Source organism: Tannockella kyphosi (assembly GCF_021054785.1).
GTDB lineage: Bacteria > Bacillota_I > Bacilli_A > Erysipelotrichales > Coprobacillaceae > Tannockella > Tannockella kyphosi.
This window is the reverse complement of sequence record NZ_CP088239.1, coordinates 600,119-620,583: the sequence shown is the minus strand read 5'-3', so window position 1 is coordinate 620,583 and position 20,465 is coordinate 600,119. Positions and strand designations below refer to the sequence as shown.

At 29.2% G+C, this 20,465-nt stretch carries 17 protein-coding genes; 4 read left to right on the top strand and 13 right to left on the bottom strand.

Annotated elements, in window-relative coordinates; genetic code table 11:
• The first annotated feature begins 11 nt into the window (after positions 1-11).
• A complete protein-coding gene (locus tag LRR82_RS03250; RefSeq protein ID WP_249030073.1) occupies positions 12-956 on the top strand; it encodes a type I phosphomannose isomerase catalytic subunit in 945 nt (314 codons plus the stop codon).
• A gap of 43 nt (positions 957-999) precedes the next feature.
• On the opposite strand, the gene LRR82_RS03245 is transcribed toward LRR82_RS03250, so the two are convergent.
• Positions 1,000-2,799, bottom strand: coding sequence for a putative bifunctional diguanylate cyclase/phosphodiesterase (locus LRR82_RS03245; protein ID WP_249030070.1), 1,800 nt, complete (start codon positions 2,797-2,799; stop codon positions 1,000-1,002).
• Positions 2,800-3,013: 214 nt separating this feature from the next.
• Here LRR82_RS03245 and gdhA point away from each other — a divergent pair, with 214 nt between their 5' ends.
• Positions 3,014-4,345, top strand: a complete 1,332-nt coding sequence (gene gdhA, locus LRR82_RS03240; RefSeq protein WP_249030068.1) for an NADP-specific glutamate dehydrogenase — start codon at positions 3,014-3,016, stop codon at positions 4,343-4,345.
• A gap of 81 nt (positions 4,346-4,426) precedes the next feature.
• Here the strand turns inward: gdhA and LRR82_RS03235 are convergent, their stop codons facing one another.
• On the bottom strand, positions 4,427-7,120 hold the full coding sequence (locus tag LRR82_RS03235) for an ABC transporter ATP-binding protein/permease (RefSeq protein WP_249030067.1): 2,694 nt from the start codon (positions 7,118-7,120) through the stop codon (positions 4,427-4,429).
• A 153-nt stretch (positions 7,121-7,273) separates the two neighbouring features.
• Here LRR82_RS03235 and LRR82_RS03230 point away from each other — a divergent pair, with 153 nt between their 5' ends.
• Together LRR82_RS03230 and LRR82_RS03225 are read left to right on the top strand one after the other, a co-directional pair.
• Positions 7,274-8,740, top strand: a complete 1,467-nt coding sequence (locus LRR82_RS03230) for a sensor histidine kinase (protein WP_249030065.1) — start codon at positions 7,274-7,276, stop codon at positions 8,738-8,740.
• Positions 8,733-9,413 (top strand): response regulator transcription factor, encoded by a 681-nt coding sequence (locus LRR82_RS03225; RefSeq protein WP_249030064.1) that lies wholly within the window; start codon positions 8,733-8,735, stop codon positions 9,411-9,413. The genes LRR82_RS03230 and LRR82_RS03225 overlap by 8 nt, the downstream gene beginning before the upstream one ends.
• 24 nt (positions 9,414-9,437) lie before the next feature.
• Here the strand turns inward: LRR82_RS03225 and LRR82_RS03220 are convergent, their stop codons facing one another.
• The 11 genes from LRR82_RS03220 to pyk all read right to left on the bottom strand — a co-directional run bounded on the left by LRR82_RS03220 (position 9,438) and on the right by pyk (position 20,410).
• Entirely contained in the window at positions 9,438-10,145 is a 708-nt protein-coding gene (locus LRR82_RS03220; RefSeq protein WP_249030063.1) for a hypothetical protein, read from the bottom strand.
• A 13-nt stretch (positions 10,146-10,158) separates the two neighbouring features.
• Positions 10,159-10,602: a GNAT family N-acetyltransferase gene (locus tag LRR82_RS03215; protein ID WP_249030062.1), complete on the bottom strand. Its 444-nt coding sequence runs from the start codon at positions 10,600-10,602 to the stop codon at positions 10,159-10,161.
• A gap of 65 nt (positions 10,603-10,667) precedes the next feature.
• A complete protein-coding gene (gene ybaK, locus LRR82_RS03210) occupies positions 10,668-11,135 on the bottom strand; it encodes a Cys-tRNA(Pro) deacylase (RefSeq protein WP_249030061.1) in 468 nt (155 codons plus the stop codon).
• 11 nt (positions 11,136-11,146) lie between these two features.
• On the bottom strand, positions 11,147-12,250 hold the full coding sequence (locus tag LRR82_RS03205; RefSeq protein ID WP_249030059.1) for a hypothetical protein: 1,104 nt from the start codon (positions 12,248-12,250) through the stop codon (positions 11,147-11,149).
• Positions 12,251-12,351: 101 nt separating this feature from the next.
• A complete protein-coding gene (locus LRR82_RS03200; protein WP_249030058.1) occupies positions 12,352-13,041 on the bottom strand; it encodes a LytR/AlgR family response regulator transcription factor in 690 nt (229 codons plus the stop codon).
• Positions 13,042-13,192: 151 nt separating this feature from the next.
• The gene (locus tag LRR82_RS03195; protein ID WP_249030057.1) at positions 13,193-14,743 is read right to left on the bottom strand and encodes a ClC family H(+)/Cl(-) exchange transporter; all 1,551 of its coding nucleotides are present in this window, start codon (positions 14,741-14,743) and stop codon (positions 13,193-13,195) included.
• An 80-nt stretch (positions 14,744-14,823) separates the two neighbouring features.
• Positions 14,824-16,800 (bottom strand): BglG family transcription antiterminator, encoded by a 1,977-nt coding sequence (locus LRR82_RS03190; RefSeq protein WP_249030056.1) that lies wholly within the window; start codon positions 16,798-16,800, stop codon positions 14,824-14,826.
• 89 nt (positions 16,801-16,889) lie between these two features.
• Entirely contained in the window at positions 16,890-17,924 is a 1,035-nt protein-coding gene (locus tag LRR82_RS03185) for a PTS fructose transporter subunit IIC (protein WP_249030055.1), read from the bottom strand.
• 47 nt (positions 17,925-17,971) lie between these two features.
• Positions 17,972-18,280, bottom strand: coding sequence for a PTS fructose transporter subunit IIB (locus LRR82_RS03180; RefSeq protein WP_249030054.1), 309 nt, complete (start codon positions 18,278-18,280; stop codon positions 17,972-17,974).
• A gap of 16 nt (positions 18,281-18,296) precedes the next feature.
• Entirely contained in the window at positions 18,297-18,731 is a 435-nt protein-coding gene (locus tag LRR82_RS03175) for a PTS sugar transporter subunit IIA (RefSeq protein WP_249030052.1), read from the bottom strand.
• Between the two features lie 248 nt (positions 18,732-18,979).
• Positions 18,980-20,410 carry a pyruvate kinase gene (gene pyk, locus LRR82_RS03170; RefSeq protein WP_249030051.1) on the bottom strand — a complete coding sequence of 477 codons (1,431 nt, stop codon included), beginning with the start codon at positions 20,408-20,410 and terminating at the stop codon, positions 18,980-18,982.
• Positions 20,411-20,465: the final 55 nt, after the last annotated feature.

The window sequence follows — 20,465 nt, the reverse complement described above, 5'->3', positions numbered from 1 at the left end:
ATGGAGAAAATATGTATCCATTAAAAATGAAGTCTATTTATGATAAAACTATTTGGGCTAATAATAAGTTAACAACAATAAGAAACAAAGAAGATGGTTATGGAACTGCTTGGGAAGTAAGTGCTCACCCTTACTGTCAAAACATTATTCTTAATGGAAAATATGCTGGTAAAAATTTATTGGAAATGATAGAAGATCATAAAGAAGCAATGATTGGTGATTTTGAATTAGAAGATATGCTTCGTGTTGCATATTTAGATGCAAAAGATGATCTATCAATTCAAGTTCATCCACATCATGATTATGCTAGAAAACATGATAATGATAATGGGAAAACTGAATCATGGTATATTCTAGAAGCAGAAGCTGGTGCTACTTTAGTTGCTGGTACTTTGTGTGATGATCCTAACATCATAAAAAAAGCAATCAAAGAAGGTAATTTAGAACAATATTTACGCAAGGTTCCAATAGAAAAAGGAGATTTTATTTATATTGATGAAACCATGTTACATGCTTTAGGAGCTAATATTTTTGCTATTGAAATAGGAACTAATTCGAATACTACTTATCGTTTCTATGATTATAATCGCAAAGATGCAAATGGTAATGGTAGGCAATTGCATTTAGAAAAAAGCTTTGATGTGGTTGATTTAACAAAAAGAACAGAAAAAATCAGTAATCCTTTTATCAAACATGATAAAACGACTAAGAAGACACTCTGTGATAGTGAATTCTTCCATGTAGATATCTATGATGTAGTTGATGAAATAACATTTGATACAAATAATGACATATTTATGACTATTACATTTGTTAATGGTAGTGGAATAGTAGAATGTGCTGGTGAAAGTATAGAAATGAACTATACTCAAAGTATGTTTGTTCCTATTAGCACTAAACCATTTACAGTGAAAGGAAATGTTCGATTACTAGTTGGCTATGTAAACAAAAAATAACGCTATAAAACCACATCCAATAATGGGTGTGGTTTTCATATCGCTATTTTTTAGTGCTAAGATATTTTTCTGTAAATTCTTTTGTTGGTATTGCCCTACTAATAAAATATCCTTGAGCTATATCACATCCAACTGTTCTTAAATATGATAAGTGTTTTTTTGTTTCAACACCCTCACATATTACTTTTAAATCTAAATTATGTGCCATTTTAACAACACTCTCTATAATTTCCGATACACTTCCTGAACTATCCATTTTCCATAAAAATTGTTTATCTAATTTAAGGATATTAAGTGGTATATCTGTTAAAGAACACAAATTAGAGAATCCTGCCCCAAAATCATCCATTGCAATTTTGAAACCTTTGTTAGAAAGTATTTCTAATTGTTCAATGACTTCATTACTTAATTCATTTAATGATGTTTCTGTGATTTCTATTTCAATACAAGATGCATCTATTCCATACTTTTCTACTATTTCTAAAAAAGAAGTAACAAAATGATCCGTACTTAACGTTAGTCTAGAAAAGTTAATCGCAATACTAAATGTTTGATGTTCTAGCATAATCTCTTGAAGATAACTACAAACTTCTTCTAAAATATAATAATCTAATAAAGGAATAAGTCCTTTCCCTTCATACAAAGGAATAAATGAATCAGGAAAAATAATCTTTCCCTCTTCTACTTCCCATCTAACTAATGCTTCTGCTGCATTAATTTGCATTGTTTCTAGATTTAGTTGAGGTTGTAAATAGATTTTAAATTCTTTATTTACAATAGCTTCATTAAATCGAGAAGTATAATCATCTTCTTGTTGCACTTGATTAATAAAAGAACTATCATACCAAACTACTTCTCTCGCATTCATTATTTTTGCATAAGAATGAGCTAAATTTACTTTTCCTAATATTTCTTCTATTTCTTCTGTATTATCAATAATCTCATAAGCACTATATATAAAATGAATATCCTTGGCAAGCATCAAAAATCCTTTTTCACGCATTTTTTCTACTATATATGTATTAATATCCTCTATCATATGATCTCTTTTTATAATAAAAACCTTAAAGTTATCACCATTAATTCTGGAACATATTCCATTTTGACCTACAAATTCTTCTAGACAACTAGCTATCAAACAAAGTATCTCATCTCCAAAACTATGACCTAAACGATGATTATATATTTTAAAATCAACAATATCGATAGCTAGTACAACATATTGTTCTTTTGATGAATTTTGTAGTAGATGTTTCGATTGTTTTGAAAATCCATCTCTACTATAAATATTTGTTAAACTATCCTTCATTGCTATTTTATTCAAATTATTACGATTATGATAAAACAAAGAAATTAATAAAACAATCGCAAACCCAAAAGATATTCCAAACAAATAAAAAAACTCACTTAATTCTTTAGCTGAAGTATCTTCCACATAATGAGCTAAATCATCAGATATTTCATAATGCAAAAGACTAATCGTATAAATATCATTAGAACTTCCTTCTAAACGAATAACTTCAATCTCTTCTTTTATCTGACACCATAAATCATCAATATAAATAAGTTGTTCTTGATAATAAGTATCCTGAAGATCAAAAGAACTATATTCCTCAGCTGATTGTAAATCATAAATAACTTGATCTACATAAGCTATTAGCTCATCATCCTCAATACCTTGTGTTTCACCTAAAATAACTTTTTGAGTACACCCTCTCACAATACCAGTATAATTAATAATATGTTCATCCCCATACATTCTAAATAAGGTAGCAACTAGTACAAGAAAGAATACAATCCAAACAATTGTATATATTTGAAATAATTTTTTATTATCTTTCATTGTTTTCCTCCAAATCTAAAAATAGATGAATATATCTATATTTATTATAGTACAAAAGTGTGAGTTGTTCCACTTTTCACATAAAATATTTAGAAAAGACTAATATTTATTACTCAATTCTTTGTTATTTGTCCATAACAATGTTATATTAGGAATACTTCACATTTTAAAAACGTGATTTTATTTATCTTACAAAATAGAGAGGAAATGTAAAATGAAAAAATTAGAGTACATTAAAGAAGCAGTAATAGCTAGAAACCCTAATGATAGTGAATTTTTACAAGCAGTTGAAGAGGTTTTAGATTCATTAGAACTAGTTGTTGAAAAAAGACCTGAATTATTAAAAACTGGTGTTATTGAAAGAATAGTAGAACCAGAAAGACAAATTATGTTTAGAGTTCCTTGGGTAGATGATAATGGTATTATTCAAGTGAATCGTGGATTTAGAGTGCAGTTCAATAGTGCAATTGGACCATATAAAGGTGGATTAAGATTTCATCCAAGTGTTAATTTAAGTATTATCAAATTCCTTGGTTTTGAACAAACATTTAAAAATGCACTTACTACTCTTCCAATGGGTGGTGGTAAAGGTGGTTGTGATTTTGATCCTAAAGGTAAATCTGATGGAGAAATTATGCGTTTTTGCCAAAGTTTCATGATGGAATTAAGCAAACATATCGGACAATTCACGGATGTTCCAGCTGGAGATATTGGAGTTGGTGCGAGAGAAATAGGCTATCTATTTGGACAGTATAAGAAAATAAAAAATGAATATACTGGTGTATTAACTGGAAAAGGTTTAGATTGGGGTGGTTCTTTAGCAAGAAAAGAAGCTACTGGATATGGTCTATGTTATTTAATGGACGCTATGTTAAAAGATCATAATTTATCATTTGAAGGAAAAACGACTGTTATTTCAGGGAGTGGTAATGTTGCTATCTATGCATGTCAAAAAGCAACTGAATTAGGAGCAAAAGTAGTTGCGATGTCTGATTCAGGTGGATATATTTATGATGAAAATGGAATTGATTTGGCACTTATAAAAGAGTTAAAAGAAGTAAAACGTGCTAGAATTAGTGAGTATGTAAATACTGTTCCTACTGCTAGTTATACGGAAGGTTGTGGAAATATATGGAATGTCGCATGTGATATTGCACTTCCTTGTGCAACACAAAATGAGTTAGACGAGACTGGTGCAAAAACATTAGTTAATAATGGTTGTCTAGCCCTTGGAGAAGGTGCTAACATGCCATGTACTCCTAAAGCAATTGAAGTATTGCAATCAAATAAAGTTCTTTATGCTCCTGGTAAAGCAAGTAACGCTGGTGGCGTAGCTACTTCTGGTTTAGAAATGACACAAAATTCAATTAGACTAAGTTGGACTTTTGAAGAAGTGGACGCTAAATTAAAAGAAATCATGGTAACTATTTATCATGATATCTCACAAACTGCAAAAGAGTTTGGTGTCGAAGATAACTTTGTTATTGGTGCTAATATAGCTGGTTTCTTAAAAGTTGCTAATGCAATGATTGATCAAGGCGTATAAAAAAAGAGAAATAAATAGATAGTTCCCATAGATAGAGCAAACTCTATCTTTGGGACTATTTTTTTATTCTCTTTGATGATTTTATTCACTTCGAAGGGCAATTACTGGATCTTTTTTAGCAGCAGATTTAGCAGGTAATAAACCGGCTAATACTGTAATTACCACACTTATCATAATTAAGATGATTCCAACATTAATTGGCAACACTGCATTAATACTTTCATTTGCTGTCAAGAAATGTAAAATAGAATTAATTGGAATTATTAATAACAATGTCACTACAATACCAATTGTTCCTGCAAATAAACCAATAATTAGTGTCTCTGCATTAAATACTTGAGAAATATTACGTTTTGAAGCACCAATAGCACGTAAAATACCTATTTCTTTTGTTCTTTCTAATACAGAAATATGAGTAATAATACCAATCATCACACATGAAACAATTAATGAAACAGAAACAAAAGCAATTAATACATAACTTATTACATCAATAATAGATGTTAATGAAGATGTTAATAAAGCTACATAATCTGTATATGTTATTTGTGCATCCTCATCCACTGTTTCATTATAATTTTCAATTGCTAATGAAATAGCATCTTTATCTTCAAAACTATCTGTATAAATACTAATTGAAGAAGGTGCATCATAACTAACTTTACCAAAAGCACTTAAGTTATCAATATATGAATTTTGATCTAAATAAGTATCATAAATAGTTAATAATACTTCTTGATCTGGTGATGAAGCTAACCAATAATCTAAAGCAGTAGCCATTTGTTCTTCACTAGTAAATTGAGAAGTTTGATTACTCATCATCATAGAATAAACAGAAGCTTTTTCACTTATTGATAAATTTGATAAATATTCAATAGTAGTAGCTACTTTTCCATCATCATCCTCTTCTTCAAATGAAACACCAGTTAATATATTTATTGATTCATCTTCTTCTTGTGCTAAAACAACAGCACTATCATCTGTATAATCAATAATATAAGAAGTTAAAGCACTAGTATATGCTACATTTGTAGCAATAGTATCATTAACAGCATCCTCTGTTGATTTAATAATACCTACAACAGATAATTCAATAGAATTATCAAGTAAAGAATCTATGTCCTCTGTAGAATAACTAAATGTTCCATTATCTTCTTGACTATAATAATCACAATAAGGTACTAAACTAAATGTATATCCTAATAAATCATCATAATCAAAACTAAGAATATCTCCTGTTTCACCATCACTAATTTGATCACAAATAGCATCATATTCATCTCTTGTAATCAATCCTAATTGATATAAAACAGTAGTTGAAATTTGATTATCACTACCTAATACTAAAACCACTTCATTATATTCACTAGCCCAATCTCCCGCTAATAAATCATAACTATCACTAATAACACTACTAATTCCATCACCTGATGAATTTGCCATTAATTCACTAAAATTATCAGCACCACTTGAACTAGAAGTACCTAATAAAGATTGTAACATCTCTAATTGAGCATCATTACTACTAACTCCCTCTTCTTCTTGAGGATCATCATTTGTATTAATAGTAGTTCCTTCACTATCTGTTGCATATACATCAAACTGAACATCATACGTATAAACAACTCCGTTTTCTCCTACATACTGATTAATCTCACTATCAGGATCATCCAAATAAACTTTAAAATTAGTTAAATCATTTTCTACAATACTTGTATTAAAAGATTCTTGTGCTTCTAGATACATATTATCTCCATAAACAGCATCTAACACTTCTGATGATTCATCCATAAAATCATCAATCATAGATTGTCTTGTATCCAGTATACTATCAGAATCAATTGTTTGAGATGAAATAGTTACTGGATAAGAACTCATTGTTTCTTTTTGAATATCTTCTATATACGTATTAACACCACTAGAAATAGAAACAATCAAAGCTATTCCAATAATCCCTATTGATCCTGCAAAAGCAGTTAAAAAAGTACGACCTTTTTTTGTCTTTAAATTATTAAAACTAAGTGAGACAGAAGTAAGAAAAGACATTGAAGCTTTCCCCATGTTTTGATACTCCGCTACTTCTTGTTCATGATGAGGTACAAAAGGATCATTATCATCAATAATCTTACCATCTTTTAATTTAATAATTCTAGTAGCATATTCTTCTGCAAGTTCTGGATTATGAGTAACCATTACAACTAAACGATCTTTTGCTACTTCTTTTAAAAGATTCATAATTTGAACACTTGTTTCACTATCTAAAGCACCAGTTGGTTCATCTGCTAATAAAATTTCAGGATTATTAACTAATGCTCTAGCAATAGCCACACGTTGCATTTGTCCCCCTGATAATTGATTTGGTTTTTTATGAATGTGTTGTTCTAGTCCCACTTTCGTTAAAGCATCAATTGCTTTTTTTCTTCGTTGTGCTTTTGAAACACCAGAAATAGTTAACGCTAGTTCAACATTGGTTAAAACTGATTGATGTCCAATTAGATTATAGCTTTGGAATACAAAACCAATGGAATGATTACGATAAGAATCCCAATCTTTATCTTTATATTTCTTAGTTGAAATAGCATTAACAATTAAGTCCCCTTCATCATAACGATCTAATCCCCCTACTATATTTAATAGTGTTGTCTTTCCTGAACCACTAGGTCCTAGAATAGCAACAAATTCATTATCACGTAAGTTTAATGATACATCATCTAATGCTGTTTGAATATATTCTCCTGTTTGATATTGCTTTTTTACATTTTTAATTTGTAACATATATACCTTCCTTCCTTTATAAATACTTTCCTACTATAACAAGTATACTTAAACACAATAACAAATAAACATAAACTGCAGTTAAACTAATTGTTTACAACTAGTTTAAGCAATGAAAGTAAAAATATGTTATGATTGTTTTGAGGTGATTTGATGAAAAAAGTAGATTTAACAATGAAAAAGAGATTATATATTTCGAATATACTAGCAATTGCTATTCCTGTTTTCATTTCTATTATTATTATCATAATAGGTATCACTGTTACATTTTTTTATGTTCGTTTTGGTACTGGTGTAAACTTTATTGATAGTGAAACTTTTTATAAGGCAAGTCAAAATATTTTTGAAGTAGTAGATGAACAATTACAAAATAAGGAGGATATATATATTGATTCTTTATCGAATACAGCATTAGTTACATTAGATAATAATGAATTTTATATTCTTATTTCATCAAATGATACAATTACATATAGTTATGGTTCCTCACTAGAAGTAGATGAAAGTTTAATAAGTGCGATTACATCATTAGGTGGTGTTGGTTTTGTTTCTAATAATTCACGAGAATTATATATGGCAAAAAGCTTTGTAAATGATCAAGTATATACAGTGGCTATTTTTGCAACATGTAGTGATCTTTCTTATAACACATTGAAGATAGGTGTAAGTATTATTAGTGTTAGTATTTTATTAGCACTGCTTATTTCGATTAAAGTTACCAATAATTTTTTAATAAAATTTGTTTATAACCGTATTCAAGATCCTTTAGAATTATTATATAAAGGAACTAGTGAAATAACAGCAGGAAACTTATCTTATCGCATTGAATACCCTTATCAAGATGAGTTTAAACCTGTTTTTGATAATTTTAATGAAATGGCAATACGTTTAAAAACATCCTTAGATAGGAGTGAGTATCATGAAAAAAGTAAGCAAGAAATCCTAGTTGGTATATCCCACGACTTACGAAGTCCACTTACCTCTATTCGTGCCTATGTCGAAGGATTGTTAGATGGAATTGCTAAATCACCAGAGAGTCAACAAAAATACTTACAAATCATTAAAAACAAATCTGAAGATATCGATCAAATGATTACTAAAATAATGTCTATTAGTAAATTAGAGTTAGGTGAGTTACCAATCAACCCTATTTATATACAGTTGGATGGATTCATTAAAGAATATATGCAAAAATATTATATGGAATACTTAGAAAAAGGATTAACTATTCAATTAGGACATATTGCTTCTACATCCATTTATGGTGATAATGATCAACTACTATCCATCTTTAGTAACATACTAGAAAATAGTGTAAAATATAACAAAAATAGAAATCCTATTCTAACAATATCCTTAGAAAAAGAAGGAAAATACTCTTATTTATCTTTTAAAGATAATGGTGATGGTGTTCAATCAAAAGACCTAGAACATTTATTTGAAGTATTTTATCGTAGTGATCCTTCTAGACATAATCCTAAAAGTGGAAATGGATTAGGATTAGCGATTGTTAAAGGGGAAGTAGAACGAATGAATGGACATGTTATTGCGAATAATATGTTAGGCGGTGGATTAGAAATACTTATATGTATTCCACACAAGGAGATCAGTGATGAATAAAATACTAATTATTGAAGATGATATTACCATTGCTTCTATTGAAAAAGATTATTTAGAAATAAATAATTTTGAAGTAGATATAGAAATAGATGGTGCCATCGGATATCAAAAAGCGATAGAAGGAAATTATAACTTAATAATATTAGATTTAATGCTCCCCACTATTGATGGTTTTACAATATGTAAAAGACTTCGTGAATCCATCGATATCCCAATCATAATGGTTAGTGCTCTTAGAGAAGATATTGATAAAATTAGAGGTCTAGGAATAGGCGCAGATGATTTTATTGAAAAACCATTTTCACCTAGTGTTCTAGTTGCGAAAGTAAAATCCAATATAGCACAATATGCTCGTCTAACAAAAAACATTTCTGAAACTATCGTATATGATAAACTCGCTATTAATACAAAAACAAGAAGGGTTTTTATAGAAGAAAATGAGATTGAACTAAAAAACAAAGAATATGAGCTATTGTTATTTTTAGTTACCAACTATGATGTTGTTTTTAGCAAAGAAACGCTTTATGAACGTATATGGGGAATGGATGCACTAGGAGATAATGCAACTGTTGCCGTTCATATTAACCGTCTACGTGAAAAGATAGAATTAGACCCTGGTAAACCAAATTATATTCAAACTGTTCGAGGAGCAGGTTATCGATTTAAAAAATAACCAGAATTTAGATTCTGGTTATTTTTATTGAAAGTATTTTTTTATTGTTCTACAACTATAACCATATAAGGAAATAGAAAATTTTTTTTGAATATCTAAATAGTAAGCTTCGTTTGTTTGGCTATTTACCAAAATAACTAAACTAGAAATAGCGGGTTTCGTTCTAAACAAGTCATCCGTTGTTGATTGATCAACTGATAAGTTTCGCAAATTATCAAAATCCATATCCATAAGTTGATCGCAATAAATAAATAACAATAAACATGCATAATTAACCTTTTTTTGTTTATTTTCAAATCTAGCATACTCTGTTTTAATTGTATAAGATACATCCAAACTATCAATTTGTCTTACATAATAAGAAATACTATCTTTTGCTAAAGATAACTTTTTTTTAATAAAATAGGAATCATCTTCTTTAAAACGTTCTTTTTTTAATATTTGAGATACTCTATCTTTCGTAAAATTATTTATTTTAGAAAATTCATAGTTATTATATTTATTTGCTTTCTTAAGAAATTCATAACTTAATAAAAAACTATAGTTTGAAAACAGGATTGCCAACGCTAATAACATACTCCCAAAAAATACAAACAACATTACAATGATTTGTATTCCACTCAAGGTCCTTGTGTTTTGCAACCAACCACCATAACATAAACTACCAAACGCTATTAAAAAGAGTAATAGGACACTTCCCATAATAAGTACTACTGATTTTTCCTTCTTCATATTCTCTCCGTCTCTATACTTCTTTTGTCATTTGAATATAAGACAGTGTTTGATAACCATTTTTTTGATATGCCTTAATAGCTCCTTGATTAGTATTTGATACTTCTAAACGAAAACGTACTACATTTCCTTTAAACGTTTCTTCTAAGTACTTCATAAAAATAGAAACATATCCTTTATTTCGATAAGGCTCTTGAATATAAATATCCTCTATCCATAAACAGTCCCCACCAAATTCTGTTGAATAACTCCAAGCAATCATTGCATACCCAAAAACAACATCATTTTTCTCAAAAACAAATCCTTTTAAACATCGATGATCATAAATACAATTCTTAATATTTTTCTTTAACACCTCACCAGGTACTTGTTCCAAAACCGCTGGGGAGTTATAAAATACTTCCATCATCCTATATACAATATCTTCATCTTTATCTTCTATCTTTCTAACTATCAAATAAATCACTACCCTTTCTATCTGTTTTCTTATTATTCAATATTCCTTCCTACAATCCAGTTTTTCTAAGACAAATCATGAAAAGTAGCTTCTAAATAAGCACATAATTCATATCCAGAAAGGACTATTTCACAACCTCTAACTCCTGCACTAATACCAATTTCTTCAAAAATCATTGCTGTTTCATCGATATAAGTAGGGAACTTCTTTTTCATTCCTATCGGTGAACATCCCCCTCTTATATATCCTGTTACCTGTAAAAGATCTTTCATTAATATCATTTCTATTTTTTTGTTTTTACTAACTATTGCTGCTTTTTTAAGATCCAACTCACAATTAATGGGGATACAAAAAATATTATATCCATTTTTATCACCTTTTGTTACTAAAGTTTTAAAAACTTGATCTGCACTCATTTTAAAATTTTTAGCAACCTGTACTCCAAAATAATTATCCTCCGCTACTACATATTCTCTTGTCGTATAGCTTATTTTAGCTGCATCTAATAATCTCATTGCATTTGTTTTATTCATTCTCCCACCCTCTATTTATGACACTTTACCATTAGTATCACTTTTACTAAAGAATCAATTGTTATTAAGTTAAAAACAATATCTTTTGTCAGATAACTTTCTATACTCTTTTTATCAATACTATGATGTAAACTAAATGCATAATTTACTATAAAGTAATTACTTGTTATTTTAGTTTCAAACATAAATGGTTTATCTATTTGACAACAAGGTAATAAATAATGAAAAATATTAATAATACTATCTGTTTGTTCTTTATCCAACTGAATATCATAAGATGGTTTACTACAAATAACCTTAAAATCATATTCTTCCATCCGTTTTTTATTTATTTCCACATTCAACATATAATCCAAATAAATATCACCAGTTTGAACAATATTTTGATACTTTTCTAATTTCATTATTTTACAATCTAATAAATCAATTGCTTTATCATATTGATGATCCATCATCAAGAATTTTAATTGCATATAATGATACGTATTTTGATGTTCTAATGTTGATAATTCATGATACATCCGTGTTAATATCTTTTTATTTTCCGTAATATATTCTTGCCTTTGTTTTGTTATATCCATACTTATTAGTGAAGCAGCTTCTTTGTTTATTACAAAACAAAGAACAATCACTAAAAAACATAAAAAAGCAGTATTCCATAATGCAATAAGTATAGAATTAGTAACAATCGCATCATTTAGTATCACATAACCAATTAAATAACTATTCAATAAGATTGATAAAAAGATAGGCACAACAATCCACCATCGATTATGTTTCTCATTTAAACTAAATAAATCTTTAAAACGATAAAATACAATACACATAAGTGCATAGATAACCTTAGAAATAGTACATCCAACAATTAGTGGAAAAACTGTATCCACTAAACCAACAATATTCCATCCCATCAGCAAACTTAAAATAAGCAAAGCACAAAAATTAGCTACAATTAAAAAGATAGAAGATATCAAGACAATTAAATAATCATAGATATACAGCCTTTTTTTAAAAAGAAAAACAATAGCTGTAATCATAAAAGTATATATAAATAAAAATAATATTGATACTTCTTTATATTGATTATATGTTTCTGTAAGTAAAACACTACTCATTGTACAAACTACAATAAACAAATGTTTTTTTTCAAAGGAAAATATTTTAAATAAAAAGCAGGCTTGTATAAAACTCTCCACAAGAGCAAAAATAATCTGTATTAACATGATAAAAGATACTCTTCATATAATGTTAATAAATTAGTTCGATAAGACCTATTTACACCAAATACTTCCCCACTCTTTAAAACAATATCCCCTTGAATAATTTCTTTTACATTATCTAAATTTATTACGAGAGACTTTTGGATTTGAACAAAGTTCTTATTATCAATTCGTCCTAAGAAGTTTTTAAGTGTTTCTCGATATACAAATTCATCATCATAACTAAATATATGAACATATCTTCCATCAGATTGAATGTATATAATATCACAATGTAAAATTGATGTCTTTCTCCCATTGCAATCAATAGTAAGTAGTTTCCTGTTTTTTACCATATAATTTTCTATTAATTGAAAGAAAATAGCAAGATCAGTATCTAAAAATGATTTTCTAATAAAATAAAAAGGATGTACAGACATAGCATCAAAAACTAATTCCGTTTTTGATGATACAAATATTAATAAAGGTTGTTTGATATTGTCTTTTGAATAAGAACGAATCATCTCAATTCCATTTAAACCATTCATTTCAATATCTAAGAATAATATATCCATTTCTTCATGAATAAAGCTAGTTTGTAAACATTTAATTTCAAAACAATCCATCATTTTAGAAAAACCAGCATCTATTTTTCTTTCAAAACAAGATAAGAAATCTTTATCATCATCAACAATAACTATCTTCATTTTATCCCTCCTACTATCTCCCATAATCATACCATAATATAGAGACAAGTAAACAAAAGTATCATATAGAATCATGAATTCAAACAAGTATGTAACTACACATTATTGATTGTATAGATAAAAAGATAAGTACAAGAATTTGTGCTTATCTTTAATCACCAAGCAATTGTTCAATTGCTTGACGGACAACTATTTCATTGGATGTATCAACTAAAAAGGTAAGAATATCTCCTGATTTTATAAATGTATCTCCATTTGGTGTAATATCATTTTCACCACGAGATATCGCAACAATTAGACAACGAGCAGGTAATTGAATTTCTCGCAAATATTTATTTTCTACATTTGCACCTATATGTACTACCCTCTCTATTACTATTTTACTTCTATTTGCTGGTTCTTGATGAATATGATGGTTTTCTAATAGGTTTTCTAATAAAGAATCATATATTGGTTTATTGTTTAATTCTTCAGCAACAAGATATGCTACTGTTGAAGTAATAATTAACGGTAAAAGCTGTGAAAATGAACCTGTCATTTCTACTAATAAAATAATACCAGTTAATGGTGCTCTTACAATTGCTGCAAAATAGCCTGCCATTGCAATAATGACAAAGTTATAAAATAATACTGCATCTAATCCCAGTCCAGGAATAGCTATCTTAGCAAAAATAGCACCAAGTGTTGCTCCTAAAACTAACAATGGAAAGAAAATCCCACCAGGTGTTCCAGAACCAAAACTAATCATAGAAAATATGAATTTAATAACAAGAATCATCAATAAATACATCATGCTATTTTCAATACTTAGTTCATGAATAATACTATGTCCACCACCTAAAACAATAGGTAATGTAATACCTAAAATACCTGCTATCATAAAAGGTAAAATAGGTTTGTATTTAGGGTTAATAGCACTTATATATTTGTATAATTTTTGACTTTTTACAATACATAAGTTATAAAAAACACCTGAAAATCCAAGGAATATTCCTAATAAAATAAATAGCCAGTAATAACTTATTGGTAAAGAAGCAGTAACTTCAAAGTCAAAAACAGGACTAATACCAAAATATACTTTAGAAACAAAATCAGCTACAATTGCAGCAACTAATGTAGAAAGCAAAACTACTGGTGAAAAATATCGAAATATTTCTTCTAATGCAAACATTACACCTGCTAATGGTGCATTAAAAGCAGCAGCTAATCCAGCACTAGCTCCACTAGTAATAAATATTCTTTTTTCAGTATTAGAAGCACCTATTTTCTCAGAAACACCCTGAGCTACACTGGCACCTAGTTGAATCGATGGACCTTCTCTACCTAATGATAAACCTGCTATAATTGCTGTCATTCCAGCAAAAAATTTAACGATTAGTGTAGTAAACCAATTTGACTTTATATATCCTAATATTTGACCTTTTACTTGAGGTATTCCTGATCCTGAAGTCAGTGGATATTTAGTTATAACACATCCCATCAAATATCCGGCGATTGCTAGTCCTATAAATAAAATAGGAACAAACTGTAAATGAGCTTCTATATAACTATACATTGTAAGTGATATGCTTTCTGCACTAGAAATAGCCAAACGATACAACACACTTACAATTCCTGCACTAAGTCCTATCATTGTACTGACTAAAACGATTTTTATATTATTTTGTTTTGTTGTTACTTGTTTAATAGCTGTTTTACTCATAATGCCTCCTATTGAATCAGCTCATTTTATCATAAATAATAAAGGATTCATATAAAAAAACTTATAGAATATCCTATAAGTTAATTGTTATGAATTAAATCAATAACTTCCTCTACATCTTTTGCATCAATTATATTTTGAAGCATTGTTTTAGAATCCATAATTGAATAAAGATCCTTTAAAATATTCTTTGTCTTTTGAGGGTTATCCATTGTCATTGCAATTAAGAAAACAACACTTACTTCATGTTTATCCCATAAAATAGGTTTCTTTAATGTTACAATTGCTAGTCTTGATTCAATAATTTCTTTTTCACTACCATGAGGAATAGCAATCATATTCCCTAAATCCGTACTCATAATATCTTCACGATCAAAAACAGTTTTTTCATAATTTCTTGTTACATAACCATTTTTACACATTTCTTTAATTATAAAAGATAATACATCCTTTTTATTATCATAATCTAAATTAGTAAAAACAACAGTATCATCTATAATTTTAGAAAGATGTTCTAAACTAGGATGTTCACTTGATTGACCACTTTGTACTAAAAAGTTATTAATATCACGAATATCCATCTCAGACATAAAAGAGGATACTAAAACTACTGGTTTGGCACATTTTTTAATAGGTACCGTAGAAATAACTAAATCAATACCCGATAAATCCATTGTACTTAGTTTATTTAGCCCTACAATATCAACAATATTTACAGATGATATATATCTTTCAATTCGATGAGAAAGTAATCTAGAAAAACCAATTCCTTCAGGACAAACAATAATAATTTGTTTTTGTTCCATGGAACGCTCTACTGCTGCTTGGAAATGAATAGTTAAAAAACCTATTTCATTATCACTTAATCCACTTAAAAGTTCATTTTGTAACATTTCTAGTGAAATGGTTACAATCGAAAACATAGCTGCATATTGCGTTTTGATTTCTGTTACTAAGGGATTATCCATATGCACATCATAAATAACACGTTGTATTAATGGTGCAAAATGAGTAATTAGACTAAGCTTTAATTCTTTATCTTTTGTAAGATCATAATGGACTGATTCAGAAACAATTGAAATTAATTGGTTAATAAGTTCCATATATTCATCATCAATTTCTAATGCATAGTTATCTGCATCCAAATGTATAAAATCGCTTTGTATTCCAGAACAAACTAAATATTGATGAATATATTTTATTTCTGCTTCTGGTATTTCAACATCAAACTCTTTTTCTATCGAAGATGCTATAAAATAAGAAATAGCCATTGCTTTTTCGATAGTATCTATTTGATATACTTGATCTATTTGTTCTTGGGTATAAACTACAGAATTCTTTAGCCTTTTAATTAATATTAATAAATGAGTAATTAGATTCACATACGATACTTCATTTATCATGTATCCTAATTTTTCTTGTGCTTCTTCTAAAATGTTTTCTATTATTTCAATATCATCGATTTCAAAAATGTTCTTCAATCGATAAAAAGTAGATAAGTCTAAACGACTTGATTCTTGTTCTTGTAATACTTCATCAAATTCTAACTGTACAAAATTAGTTGCTAGCTGACTTAATGCATGACGAATATTTTTTTCATTACCCGAAACCCTAGTACCTTGACGATCTCTAATTAATTCGAGTTGAAAAGCACTTAAAAATAATTCTATTTTTTCAAAATCACTAACAATTGATGTTTTAGATACCATAAATTCATCAGCTAATTTATTAAGTGATGTTCCTTCACGATTAAATAATAATCGTGATATGATTTTCATTCTTCTTATTTCTGTAGATAATACACTTACTTCTTGTTTTGTTTCATCTACTAAATTTAATAATGAATTTTTAACTGACATATCCGCATTTATTTTAATACCTACATTTTGTTTTTTATCAAGTTCTACATTATTATCATTAAGAAGCTCCTCTACAATCTTTAAATCAGTATGTGCAGTTCTTAAAGAAACCGATAAAAAATCAGCCATTTCTTGGACAGTCAAATAATTGTCTTGTTGAATTAATAATTTAAACAGTTGTTTTTGACGCAAATTCATAACATTTCTCCCTTGTCATATATCCCCATTATACATGAAAAAAGACGAACTTGCAAAAGTTCGTCTTTTAAATTCAAGATTAAATTTTATTATTCTTCTACAACGTCTTTTTTAAGAATAAAGATCATACCAACTACTACTAATGAACCAACTAATACAGCAGCAGTATACATTAAAGCATTTCCAACTACTGGTAATACAATTAATCCACCATGAGGTGCAGCGTTAGTACAAGCACATAATCCAGCGATTACAGCCCCAACAGCAGAACCAGTCATAATTGAAGGTAATACTCTGATTGGATCAGAAGCAGCGAAAGGAATAGCCCCTTCAGTGATACCGATACATCCCATAACAGCTGATGCTTTACCAGCTTCACGTTCTTCTTCAGTAAATTTCTTTTTACAGATGAATGTAGCAAGACCCATACCAATTGGAGGTACACAGATAGCAACCCCACACATACCCATCATTGAAGTGTTTCCTTCAGCGATTAAAGCAACAGATGTAGCGAATGCAACTTTGTTAACTGGACCACCCATATCGAATGCGATCATACAACCAACAGCAATACCTAATAATACAGTTGAACCACTGCTTAATCCAGATAATCCGTTAGTCATTGCAGTAACAAGTCCTCCTAATGGATTAGCGAAAATATAGATGTATAATAATCCAATAGTCATAGTTGTAACTAGAGGGATAATTAAGATTGGCATAATAGATTTGATGACTTTAGGAACTTTCCAACCTTTAACCCATTTAGCTAAATAACCAGCAGCAATACCTAAAACTAATGCTCCTAAGAAACCAGTAGATACACTTGAAGTACCAACTGCAGTGTTAGCTAATGAACCTAATGCAAACCCTGGTAATAAACCTGGTCTACCTGCAATTGAGTAAGCAGTATATCCCGCTAACATTGGACACATATATCCAATTGCGATACCACCAATAGTGTTAACATTGTTCCAGAATGTACTAGTAATTACCATACCAGTATCTCCTGCTTCACCAGTTGCTAATGCTACAGCGATACAAATACCACCAACAGTAACAGCTGGAATCATGTAAGATACACCAGTCATTACATGATTTTTTAAATCTGTTAAAAATTCTTTCATTTTATTTCTCCTCCCTGAGATTTTTATAATAAATGCTTATGCATTAATTACCCTACTAAAGCTAATGCTTCTTCAATAATTTTTTCTGCTTGTGAAATACATTTTGCAATATTTGCTTTATAAATCACTTTGTCATCAAAACGATCCATACCTTCAATAGCAACTTCTACTGCTAAAATAACTACGTCTGCTTCTTTTACTTGTTTTCTACTTAACTCATTTTCAGCACCAATAGATCCTTGAGTTTCAATTTGACATTCATGTCCCATTGCTTTTGCTGCTTTTTCTAATGCTTCTTGTGCCATATAAGTATGTGCGATACCTGTTGGACAAGCTGATACACCAATAATTTTCATAATTTCTTTCTCCTTCTTAGATTGTTATTTGTGATAATATTTGATAAACTTCTTCACTGTCACCAGCATCTAATAAAGATTGTCTGAAGTTTTCATCAATAAGTTTTCTTGAAATGTTTGCAAGTATTTTCATGTGAGTGGCTTCTCTATTAGCCATTGGAACACCAATCATAAAGATTAATTTAACTTGATTTTCATCCCAAGTCATCTCTTCTTTACATCTTGCAAAAATTACAAATGGTTCGTTAACACCATCACTTTGTCCATGGGGCATTGCTACTAAGAATCCTAAAGCTGTAGAAAATTCTTCTTCTCTTCTTAAAACAGCTGCTTTATATTCTTCAATGTTGTTTAATTTTCCTTCTTTATTAGCAAGATCTGCTAAAAAATCAATAATTTCAAGTTTATTATCTTGTTCTAAATCCAAATAAATTAGTTCTTTTTTAATCATTTTTTCATCCCCTTCCTACAATGCTATCTTACCAAATTTTTTTAACCTTGAATATAACAACAAATTGCAACAATTATGCAAACATGATGTATACACCCCGATTGCAACATTTAACTTTTTTACAGTACACCAACTCGCTCTATTCAAATGAGATGATATCTTTCTTTTACAAAAAACTTTCAACATTCTATCAACTATTTAGAGCGTCAAAAAAACTCTTTTGAAACATCAAAAGAGTTTTCTAAAATTTATTTAACTTTTACTAATTCTAAATAACTAGTATCACCTTGAAGACCAGGAGTACCTCCAGTAACTAAAATTAACTCTCCATTACTAATACCTTGTTCTCTTGCAATAATACTTGCATAATCAATCATTACTGAACGACTATCTAAAGGTTTACATATAACCCCTTTAACACCCCAATTTAAAGACAATTGACGGACAGTCGATTGAAAAGGTGTAGCAGCAATAATCATTGCTTCTGGACGATATCTTGACATTTTTTTAGCAGTAGTTCCAGTTTCTGTAAATGCAATAATAGCAGACACTTTAAATTTAGCAGCAATTTCTGCTACTGACATACAAATAGCCTCAGCTGGTGTATCACCAGCATTTTTCATTGCTTGTTGATGCAATGATATGAAATCAAAAGTTTGTTCTGTCTTTAAAGCAATCTTATTCATCATAAAAACTGCTTCTTGAGGATATTTACCTGATGCTGATTCCCCTGATAACATAATAGCGTCAGTTCCATCATAGATTGCATTCGCAACATCACTTACCTCAGCTCTAGTAGGACGAGGATTTTCTTGCATACTTTCTAACATTTGCGTAGCAGTAATAACCACTTTTCCAGCTTCTTTACATTTACGAATTAAACTTTTTTGAATTAATGGCACATCTTCCGCTGGAACCTCAACACCTAAGTCACCACGAGCTACCATAATACCATCACTTACTTCTAAGATTTCATCAATATTTTCAACACCTTCTTTATTTTCAATCTTAGCAATAATTTGAACATCTGTTCTTTGTTGTTCAATTAAAATCTTTTTCACATCAAAAACATCTTGTGCACGACGAACAAAAGAAGCAGCAATATAAGTAATTGGATGTTGACATCCAAATTCAATATCAGAAATATCTTTTTTCGATAAATAATTAAAACCTAATTTAATACCAGGTACATTAATACCTCTCTTATCTTTTACTTCCCCTTCATTTGCACTAACACAAACAATATCAGTACCTTCTACATGATCAACCAATAATTCTATTTGACCATCATTCACTAAAATAAAAGTACCTGGATGAACATCATTAAATAAATTTTTATAAGTGATTGTAAATCGTTCACTAGTTCCAACAATATCCTCTATACAAATAGTACACACTTGACCTTTTTTGAAAGTTGTTTTCCCATCAACAAAATCACCTGTACGGATTTCAGGTCCCTTTGTATCTAATAAAATAGACACATCACTACCAAGCTCCTCATTCAATTCTAATATACGATCCATCTTTACTAAATGTGTTTCTTGTGAACCATGAGAAAAATTCAAACGCATTACGTTCATTCCCGCTTTTGTTAATTTACGTAGCATATCCATTGATTCTGAGGCTGGCCCTATCGTACATACTATCTTCGTTCTACTTTTGTTATCAAAACGTTTCATATAATATCCCTTTCTCACTCCATATATTCTCTATTATACCCTACCAATATAAAAA